8 protein-coding genes are annotated in these 9,577 nt (G+C 52.1%); all 8 read left to right on the top strand.

Going from position 1 to position 9,577, the window contains the following annotated elements; translation table 11 throughout:
- Nucleotides 1–507 precede the first annotated feature (507 nt).
- The 8 genes from nifT (at nucleotide 508) to BN2476_RS44270 (ending at nucleotide 9,200) form a co-directional block, all read left to right on the top strand.
- Entirely contained in the window at nucleotides 508–726 is a 219-nt protein-coding gene (gene nifT, locus BN2476_RS44305; protein ID WP_087740411.1) for a putative nitrogen fixation protein NifT, read from the top strand.
- A gap of 972 nt (nucleotides 727–1,698) precedes the next feature.
- Nucleotides 1,699–2,850 (top strand): 2-aminoethylphosphonate--pyruvate transaminase, encoded by a 1,152-nt coding sequence (locus tag BN2476_RS44300; RefSeq protein WP_087740410.1) that lies wholly within the window; start codon nucleotides 1,699–1,701, stop codon nucleotides 2,848–2,850.
- Nucleotides 2,783–4,174, top strand: a complete 1,392-nt coding sequence (locus BN2476_RS44295; protein WP_227747372.1) for an O-acetylhomoserine aminocarboxypropyltransferase/cysteine synthase family protein — start codon at nucleotides 2,783–2,785, stop codon at nucleotides 4,172–4,174. Before BN2476_RS44300 ends, BN2476_RS44295 begins: the two co-directional genes overlap by 68 nt.
- Before the next feature lie 30 nt (nucleotides 4,175–4,204).
- The gene (locus BN2476_RS44290; protein WP_087740408.1) at nucleotides 4,205–5,269 is read left to right on the top strand and encodes a fatty acid desaturase family protein; all 1,065 of its coding nucleotides are present in this window, start codon (nucleotides 4,205–4,207) and stop codon (nucleotides 5,267–5,269) included.
- Entirely contained in the window at nucleotides 5,266–6,090 is an 825-nt protein-coding gene (locus BN2476_RS44285; RefSeq protein ID WP_087740407.1) for a gamma-glutamyl-gamma-aminobutyrate hydrolase family protein, read from the top strand. The genes BN2476_RS44290 and BN2476_RS44285 overlap by 4 nt, the downstream gene beginning before the upstream one ends.
- Before the next feature lie 70 nt (nucleotides 6,091–6,160).
- Nucleotides 6,161–6,757 carry a LysE family translocator gene (locus tag BN2476_RS44280; RefSeq protein ID WP_162849304.1) on the top strand — a complete coding sequence of 199 codons (597 nt, stop codon included), beginning with the start codon at nucleotides 6,161–6,163 and terminating at the stop codon, nucleotides 6,755–6,757.
- 94 nt (nucleotides 6,758–6,851) lie between these two features.
- Nucleotides 6,852–7,760 (top strand): homoserine O-succinyltransferase, encoded by a 909-nt coding sequence (locus tag BN2476_RS44275; protein ID WP_087740405.1) that lies wholly within the window; start codon nucleotides 6,852–6,854, stop codon nucleotides 7,758–7,760.
- 81 nt (nucleotides 7,761–7,841) lie between these two features.
- Nucleotides 7,842–9,200, top strand: a complete 1,359-nt coding sequence (locus BN2476_RS44270) for a glutamine synthetase family protein (RefSeq protein WP_087740404.1) — start codon at nucleotides 7,842–7,844, stop codon at nucleotides 9,198–9,200.
- Nucleotides 9,201–9,577: the final 377 nt, after the last annotated feature.

The raw sequence follows: 9,577 nt of genomic DNA, 5'->3' as shown, positions 1-9,577 counted from the left end.
TCCTGAAGACGTGCTCGCACGTGCGGGCGAGCGCGCAGCGACCCTTCGCCAGATCGGCGTCGCTACCAGAGATAAGGTGGCGATGGCGCGACGATAGCATTGATGCGTCGACACTGCGGAGATGCGTTGGATGAACATTTCATCCCTTCCGCCAGCGTATCGGTGGGATATGTACGTCGTTGCTCTGGACGACCTCTGCAACGATGCGGATATCCCGACCGGGGTGAAGATGAGTGTCTCGTGACGGCAAGTGGTTGAGACTGGCGAGCCGTTGTATCTCGTCGAGTTCGACGGGGTAGTGGTCGGCTGCGCGGACAACAAAATCGCGCTTGCACCAACAAGTTGGGATGTTACCCAGAGAAGGATAGCTAGGCCCATAACTGTCGATGAGTTGCTGCGCGGCATGGAGCACGTGCTCAAGCGTTGCAACGTCCGCTTTGCTTGTTATTCGAAGGCGACGCGGGGAGTTCAGCATAAGTTTCCCACACAGACCGAGGAGCTTCCGACGTGAAAGTGATGATCCGCAGGGATAGACGAGGCGCATTGACCGCATATGTCCCGAAGAAAGATCTTGAGGAGCCGATCGTTTCCATGGCGCGCGCGCAAATGTGGGGAGGGCTCATTACGCTCGCGAACGGCTGGCAGCTCGAGCTGCCCGAAATGGCCGCTGACACCGCGCTTCCCATCACTGTAGAAGCCCGGCGCGTGACGGGGGAAAAGGATTGATATGGCGCCGATTCCTGATTGGATCGATGTCGTGGAGACCTTGGGTATTGTCAACCCGCCACATTCGGGCGGACGCCTGGGTAAGCGGCAATCGCCCCTGAAACCGGTCGCCGGAGCTTTGGCAAGTTCATTGAACGGATGCAATTTGGCAAAGCGTTGGCCGAGTTCCGTGCGATAGAACGAAGCGCGCGTCAAGTGCCAGTTGAGCGAGAAGCACTGCTGGATTAAGACGACCCTTGTGAGAAAAGCCTGCCTGCGCTTGGGGTCGCGAAATCCACGGATGCGCCGCTCGCTTAGTTAATGACTATTCCTGGTGCCGGCGAACGGATCCGAGCGAAGAAATGAAGAAGGGCACGCAACGCGTGCGAGGAAGTCTCTTGCGCCGCATCGTCGTATACGAGATCTGCTTTCTGTCTGTGTCTAGTGATGCTTGTGTGTCGTACCACGAAATTCGATCCCGTGTACACAGCCTGTATAAGATTAGATAGGCCACATAGCAAAAAATTGATTCACGATAATTTTTTACAATTCAGTTAATTTTAGAGAAGACGATAAATATCGTATAGAAGATTGCCGATACGTGCTGCTATTAAAGACCGTTAGACTGACATCAGAAGAATTCATGTTAATGAGATGTCTCACTGTGGCAAGATGAGCAACAACCGGCCGGATGGAGTCGGTTGGTGAACGATGGCGCAGATGCCTGCGTATGTTGTGCCCGACTTACCGGTGTGCCGTTTGCCTAAAGTGATGAAAAGTCGTCTCGTGCGGCTGATTTCATCGCAGATTGTCGCGAAAATTGTGCGTCACCTCGCATGGCGGAAACAGATCGTCGCGCGGATGACATGACGTTTTACAGGTGAACGAACTGGTTCGGCTATTCCATAAGTCAGCGCAAGAGAGCACATTCAAGAGGCCTGAATATATGTTTCACGCCTTCAAATAATCGTCTTCGATCGTGGAGTGTTATACATGGCTGGACAGCATCGTTTTCTATTGACACCGGGGCCATTGGCGTTGAGCGATGAGGTTAAAGCGCAAATGCAATATGACCTCGGCTCGCGCGATGCGAGTTTCAAGACGATAACAGCTGAGGTGAGAAATCTAATAGTTGACTTGGTCGGCGGTAATGGTGCTTACTCAGCGATCCCGATGCAGGGCGGGGGATCCTACGGCATAGAAGCAGCGTTGGCTTCTTTTGTTGCACCCTCCGATCGGCCTCTCGTCTGTATCAATGGCATCTATGGCGAGCGGATGCTAAAAATGTTGCAACTCCGCGGTGTCCATGCCGTCAGCATAACTGTTCCCAGTGACCAACCACTTTCAATATCCCAGATCTCTGAATATCTGGAAAAGAATTCAAAGATTACACACCTCTGCTTCGTGCATTGCGAAACCACCACAGGCGTCATTAATCCGCTAGGACCGATTGTAGAACTTGCGAAGCAGCATGGCGTAAAAACGATCATAGATGCAATGAGTTCTTTCGGTGCAGTGGAGATTAATTCCAAGCAGGTGGAATTTGACATTCTTGTTACTTCTAGCAACAAATGCATCGAGGGTCCGCCGGGAGTATCGTTTGTTATCGCTTCGCTGGAGATGCTTAATAGCAACGTCGAACATATGAACTCCTTCGTCCTGGATGTTCGAGACCAATGGAATACTTTTGAGAAATCTGGTGAATGGCGCTCCACCCCTCCAACACATGTCATTCAAGCTTGCGCAAAAGCACTTGAGCGACTGACCATCGAGGGCGTGTCTCGCCGCGCTGAGCGTTACTGCTCTGTACGAGACGCAATCATACGCGCAACCGCGTCGTATGCCTTTCCTCTTTTAGACGCGCGAATACGGTCGCCGGTATGCCTCGCCCTTACAGCGCCTGATGTTATTCGTACGCAAAAAGACCTCGACGCGCTCTACGCCCATCTGGTGGACTACAACCTCTACATCTATACCAAGTTGCATTCTCCGAGCCGCAGTTTCAGGATCGGTTGCATGGGACGCATCGACCCGATGTGGATCCGCCTGCTGGCGATTGCATTTAAAGATTTTTTCGATGGCAACCGTGGCATCAGAAGACACCTCCCTGCGTCCAAAAACCGATTTGTGGAAAAGGCCTTGTGATATGTCGAGAAACAATGCCAATGTGCAAATGTGCAGAGAAACGGCACTTCTTTATGCCGGCTATCGCCATGACCCGGTTACCAAGGCGGTGTCGGTGCCCATTTACCAATCCACCGCCTATGAGCTTGAGGGCGATCTGGAAAAGATCGCCGGCATCTACAACGTCAAGGAAGATGGGTTTACGTATACCAGGATCATCAACCCGACGACGCGCATCCTCGAAAAGCGATTCGCTGCGGTGGAGGGTGCAAGCGACTCTCTCGCGGTAGCTTCGGGGCAGGCCGCAACCTTTCTTGCCATCGCTAACCTGTGCAGCGGAACGCGAGGCGATAACGTAGTTGCATCGAAGTACCTATATGGCAATTCCTGGAATCTGCTCTTCAATACATTTAAACGGCTGGGCATCGAGGCTCGGTCTGCGGATCCGAACGATATATCATCCTTCGAATTGCTGACCGATGACAGGACCATTGCAATATTCGGGGAGGCGTTTTCCAACCCGTGTCTTGTTCCTTTGCCGATTCCGGCGCTCGCCGAAATCGGCAAACGACATGGCGTTCCCGTCATCGTTGACAATACCACGACTCCTTTGATCTGCCGTCCAACCTCTTTGGGCGCGAACATCTCCACATATTCCGCGACGAAGTATCTATGCGGCCATGGGACGACGCTTGGCGGATTGATTGTAGATAACGGACGCTTCGCATTCGATGATGCAGCGCGGTTCCCGTTGTTCAACGGGCCGGACGAAGCGCATGGTGGCGTCCTCTGGAAAGAGGCTGTTCGAAAACTTGACGATCTTGGTGCGAGCCCCTATTTGCTGAAGGCGCGAATGACGTGGCTTCGTGACACCGGAGCCGCGATTAGTCCGTTCTCCAGCTTTCAGTTAATTCAGGGCCTCGAGACACTTCATCTTCGCATGCAGCGGCACTGTGAAAATGCCATGGCGATTGCTGAGTTCTTGAAAAATCATCCGAAGGTCAAGCGTGTGTCATATCCCTCGCTATCCTCCGGATACGAACGCGAACTTGTCGACGAGTTGATTGACGCGAGTGTTGGTTATGGCGCGATCATCATGTTCGAACTGATGGATGAAGCAGCCGGCCGCAGGTTCATCACCAACATTGAGCTCATGTACCACGTGTCAAACGTCGGTGATGCGCGAACATTGGTCACTCATCCAGTCTCGACGACTCACACGACTGTTCCCAAAGAGCAGCGTGAGGCCGCCGGCATTTTCGACGGCTCCATCCGACTGTGTGTCGGCATCGAGAACATAGACGATATCGTCGCGGATATTCAACGAGGACTGGACGCCGTCTGACGTCGATCTTTCAACGGAGGAAATTCAATCATGGAAATCTATGAAGCCTGGCAACTAAGAGGCAAACGATTCAGGACATCCCGCTTCTCGCGCGACATTACCCGAGATTTATCAGAATTAAAGCCTGATAACATCACTGGTGCGCTTTACATTTTGAAGGACTATCTGGTCATTCTTGCATGTGCTTATGCGACAGTACGAATTACATGGTGGCTGTACCCCATCGCAGTGCTCATAATTGGCGCACAGCAACGCGGGCTGACCACGATCGCCCATGACGCCGCACATCGGACGCTCGCAAAAAACACCCGCTGGAACTATTTGCTCGGAATTGTTTTCGCAGCATATCCTCTCCTTCAGCGTCATTGGGCTTATCGCTACTCTCATGTTCATCTGCACCATCCCCATCTCGGCGACCCAGAGAAAGATCCCGACTTGAAGTTCTTCATATCGTCGGGCGTATATGATGTCCGCCATCCGCGTGAATACGCGTTCTCCATCGTCTGGAAAGCGATGCTCGGCGGTGCAACGTTACGGTATCTCAGATATCTATGGAACTACCGGTTTCTCATTTCACGCGAAGGACGGAAAGACATCGACAGGCTGGGAGCCGCCATCGATACCTATGGATTTGCGGTATTCTGGCTGGTCGTTATTCTCGGCTTCATTCAGGCAAAATCGCTTGATATGCTCGCGTTGTTCTGGCTGATTCCTTATCTGACCACCTTTCAGGCCTTGGGCTGGTTCATTGAACTTGCTGAGCATTCTCCAATGTGCGAGACCGAAACCGACGATGTCTATTTGACGCGCAATCGCAAAGGAAACTTGATCGAGCGGCTACTGTTCGGCGCCAACCTTGACGAATATCATCTGGAACATCACCTCTCGCCTGGCATCCCTTTCTGGCACCTAAAACGGGCACAAAAGATCAGATTACGCGATCCGCAATATGCCGAGGTTGCCGATTCATGGGGCGGACTCTTCGCTCGCGGCCCCAAAGGGCAGCCCAGTGTCATCAGCCAACTGCTTGAGCGGAACCGGCGGCTTTACGAGACGCAGCTTGAGCGCGTGCCCGGCGAGGAGCGAGCGCAATGATGGACGAGCATCGTGATATGACTTGCGCTGTTGTGGGGGTTACCGCAAATCGCCATCTTCACGACGGCATTCACCGCGATTGGTTGCAGCGACGTTATATCCAGGCGCTGACGAAGTATGCTTCAGTCGAGTGCGTCATTTTACCGACGATAGACGGAGATCAGCCATCTGACGCGACTATCCGGACATTTCGTGAAGTGATGCGCCGTCTCGACGGCCTTGTGTTGACGGGCGATGAATCCGATCTCGATCCCAGTATCTTTTGCATGAACGAGCGCGTATGGGCGCGCGCCGATGACGACGTTGTCCCCGGAGAGACCGATCGTCCGCGAGACCGGTTGTCGTGGATGGCACTTACGGTTGCCAGAGAGCTTCAGATGCCCATATTGGGCATCTGCCGCGGCTTGCAGGAGATGAACGTTTATCGAAACGGCACGCTGTACGAAGATTTGTCGTTGTCACACAAAGGAATCACGCATTCCGAAAACGCAAACCTGCCTCGCGACGAACAGTACCTCCCCGTTCATTCGGTCAAAATTGCTCCTGGTGGGTTATTGTCGTCGGTCATCGAGAGTGGGGAGCTACAGGTCAATTCGTTGCATAAGCAAGGCATCGCCGAACTGGGTGGAGGTATCCAAGCGGAAGCAGTCGCAGACGATGGCATTGTAGAAGCACTTTCATATAAGAATTCATCGACATTTCAACTCGCACTTCAGTGGCATCCTGAATGGCACGCCTCCAGCGATGACAAGAGTCAAAAGATTTTCAGAGCATTCGGAAGTGCCTGTGACGCCTATCTGGTGCAGCGATCGACAACATAGCGATCAGGCCAGAGTTTTACGTTGTTGTTCCTCTCATTTCGCAGGTATTCAAACAGAATTGGCGGAGTCAATGGACTTGCATCTGTTCGCTTTGTTTCTCGTAGCGTTCACCGTTGCCGTGGCTATGCCAGGACCGAATGTCGCGTTTGCCGTTGCGCAAACACTTAAACATGGACTCAAAATTGCAATTCCGAGCGCCGCCGGATTCGGAATCGGTGCAGCAGTTCACGCCGCGGTTGTATTGTCAGGAGTGGGTTTTTTTATCCGAAGTAATCAATGGGTATTGGGCTATTTGCGGTGGATGGGAGCGATATATCTTGTATATCTTGCCATTATTACATTCCGTGGAAAATCGGCGTCGAGTGACGAAGCGACGACCAATTGGAGCTCGAAACAGGTGTTTATCGATTCACTCTTCGTCTCCTTGGCCAATCCAAAAGGATGGATAGCCACATTGCTCACATATCCGAGCTTTATCAGCCCGTATGGTTCGTACGCCACTCAAGCGGTCTCAATGGGCATTGCCGCGACCGCCATTTCTGTCGCGATCTATAGTACTTACATGTTTGTTGCTGATCGAGCGAGTGTTGCTTTCAAGAACAAATCCTTGTTGGAAAAAATAACCGGCACACTGTACGCATGCATCGCACTTGGTTTGCTCCTTTGATATTGCTCAAGGCTCCGGCGTACCATCGAGCCGCTGCCTGAGCGCCATCCGTAATTCCACGCGCCGTCTAGATTGAAACGGAGACTGTAGATCCATGCCTATCAAAATCCCTAACGGTTTGCCCGCCACGACTGCGCTGCAGACAGAAGGCATCACAGTGATGGACGGCGACAGTGTATTTCGTCCGCGTGACCGGCCTTTGCACGTCGGTCTGCTAAATCTCATGCCCAACAAAATCGAGACGGAGATGCAGATTGCACGCCTGCTCGGGGCAACGCCTATACTCGTCGATCTTACGCTTATAAAAATCACCAGTCACTCGTCCAAAAATACATCTGCGAGTCATATGACGACGTTTTACAAAGATTGGGTCGATGTAATGGATCAGGCCTTTGACGGTTTCATCATTACCGGCGCGCCGGTTGAGTCGATTCCGTTCGAGGAAGTCGCCTACTGGAATGAATTGATCGAAATTCTAGACTGGACACAAACCAACGCTCACAGTTGCTTTAACATTTGCTGGGGGGCGCAGGCGGCGATGCATCATTTCCACGGTTTGCCCAAGTACGCGCTGAACGAGAAGGCTTTTGGTATCTTCAGGCATCGTAGCCTGGAATCCAGGTCGCCCTATCTGCAAGGTTTTTCCGATGACTTTTTCATTCCGGTTTCCCGATGGACGGAGATGAGAAGCGCGGATATTCCGTCGGGCAGTGGCATCTCCGTTCTCATCGAATCGCCTGAAACGGGCCTGTGCCTTCTTGATGACCCGAAGCATCATTCTCTGCACATCTTTAATCATATCGAGTACGACTCACAGACGCTAGCGGATGAATATTTTCGTGATCGATCAATCGGTCGACGCATAAATTTCCCAAAAAACTATTTCCCAGACGATTGTGAGGTTCTGCAGCCTAGGAATCGCTGGCGCAGTCACGCGCATCTCCTGTTCGGAAACTGGGTTAATCAGATATATAGGACAGCGCCTAATACGCGTTGTCGTTGACAAATCTTTTGCTGATCATGTTCCATTTCAATGGAATTGGGCTTGTGTGGAGAGTGGATTATCGATCCAAGGATATGAAATATGAGTCTTAAATTCGACATGTTGAAGCAAGCGGTTGCTTCTGGTGCCATTGATACTGTGCTCGTCTGCATGGTTGACATGCAGGGGCGCCTTGTTGGGAAGCGATTTCACGGCGACTTCTTCGTTAAAGGCGCTTATCTGGAAACGCACGCCTGCAATTACTTGTTGGCCAACGATATGGAGATGGAACCAGTCGCCGGCTACACCAGCGCCAGCTGGGCAGCGGGGTATGGCGATTTCGTGCTCAAGCCTGATCTTTCGACGTTACGACGACTTCCTTGGCTGGAAGCAACTGCACTGGTAATTTGTGATGTTCTCGATCAGAGCGGGCAGCCGGTTTCGCACTCGCCGAGGCAGATCCTGCAGAAACAGATTAGCCGTCTGACGGAAAGAGGGATGACTGCCTGTTTCGCATCGGAGCTCGAGTTTTACCTGTTCAATGAGACCTATGAGGAAACGTCGGTAAAGAAATACCGCGACCTCGTGACATTTGGAACATACAGTCAAGATTATCATATCTTGTCGACGTCGCGCCAAGAATCTGTCATGCGTCCGATAAGAAATGGGTTGCATGGAGCAGGAATCCCAATCGAATGCTCAAAGGGAGAATGGGGCGCGGGTCAAGGGGAAATTAACGTACGTTATGCTGATCCTTTGGTGATGGCGGATCAGCATACGATCATCAAGCATGGCAGCAAGGAAATTGCTTCGCAACAAAAGAAGGCAATTACGTATATGGCAAAGTGGAGCTACGAGTTAGCGGGTTCGTCGGGCCATATTCATTCGTCCCTTTGGACACTGGATGGAACCCCGCTTTTTTTTGACAAAGACTCGCCTTATGGTATGTCGGATCTTATGCGCCACTACCTCGCGGGGCTTCTGAGGTATTCGAGAGACATTACACTATTCTTGGCACCATACGTTAACTCGTATAAGCGATTCCAGAAAGGTACTTTTGCCCCAACGAGAACTGTGTGGAGCCCAGATAACCGCACTGCCGGATTTCGCGTTTGCGGCAAAGACTCCCATGCCGTTCGAGTCGAATGTCGAATTGGTGGCGCGGATCTCAATCCGTATCTCGCCTTCGCGGGGCTAATCACGGCTGGCCTTGCGGGCATCGATCATAAACTTGAACTACCGAGTCCATTGATCGGCGACGCGTATCTCGAGGGCGAAATGCCTGAGATTCCCAAAACATTACGAGAAGCGGTCGCTATAGCGTCAAACTCGACATGGCTACGCGAGGTATTTGGGGACGATGTCATCAATCATTACGTGCATGCCGCTCAATGGGAGCAGCTTGAATATGATCGCCGTATAACGGATTGGGAGTTGGCCAGAGGATTCGAGAGAAGCTAACCGCGCCACGTTGCACTGTATGAGCTGCGCGCAGCGGTGAAACCGGAGGCCTTCCTTCATGGCTTTGACGGGAAACATAACAGGTGAGACGCCAGAGGCAGTGGCGAACCGATCGATATTCCCTAACCGAAACCACGCGTGATGTGTTTGGTTATTTGCGGAAGGTCAACCTAATACTCGTCTAGCCCATGAAGGCGCTATATCGGCCACAACCGTATAGCACGTCTTAAGGCATTTTCGACTTGAGAGGGGCGTTGCGAAGCATCGCGGAATATTGCTTACGGCGTGAAAAGCGGTTCGACGCAGGCCGGGCGATGCATGGATTTGGTCGAAATGTTCGTCGTACTGCGCGGTGAAGGTTCTCTTCAGCGCGAAGC

It is taken from the genome of Paraburkholderia piptadeniae (genome assembly GCF_900007165.1).
In the GTDB taxonomy this organism is placed as follows: Bacteria; Pseudomonadota; Gammaproteobacteria; order Burkholderiales; family Burkholderiaceae; genus Paraburkholderia; species Paraburkholderia piptadeniae.
Note: the sequence above shows the minus strand (reverse complement) of the source record. Positions and strands in the feature narration are given on the sequence as shown.

Bases quoted from the DNA above. Each gene is read 5' to 3' on its own strand.
- BN2476_RS44290 (WP_087740408.1), top strand. From the start codon at position 4,205: ATGGAAATCTATGAAGCCTGGCAACTAAGAGGCAAACGATTCAGGACA.
- BN2476_RS44285 (WP_087740407.1), top strand. From the start codon at position 5,266: ATGATGGACGAGCATCGTGATATGACTTGCGCTGTTGTGGGGGTTACC.
- BN2476_RS44295 (WP_227747372.1), top strand. From the start codon at position 2,783: ATGGCAACCGTGGCATCAGAAGACACCTCCCTGCGTCCAAAAACCGAT.
- BN2476_RS44270 (WP_087740404.1), top strand. From the start codon at position 7,842: ATGAGTCTTAAATTCGACATGTTGAAGCAAGCGGTTGCTTCTGGTGCC.
- BN2476_RS44280 (WP_162849304.1), top strand. From the start codon at position 6,161: ATGGACTTGCATCTGTTCGCTTTGTTTCTCGTAGCGTTCACCGTTGCC.
- BN2476_RS44300 (WP_087740410.1), top strand. From the start codon at position 1,699: ATGGCTGGACAGCATCGTTTTCTATTGACACCGGGGCCATTGGCGTTG.
- BN2476_RS44275 (WP_087740405.1), top strand. From the start codon at position 6,852: ATGCCTATCAAAATCCCTAACGGTTTGCCCGCCACGACTGCGCTGCAG.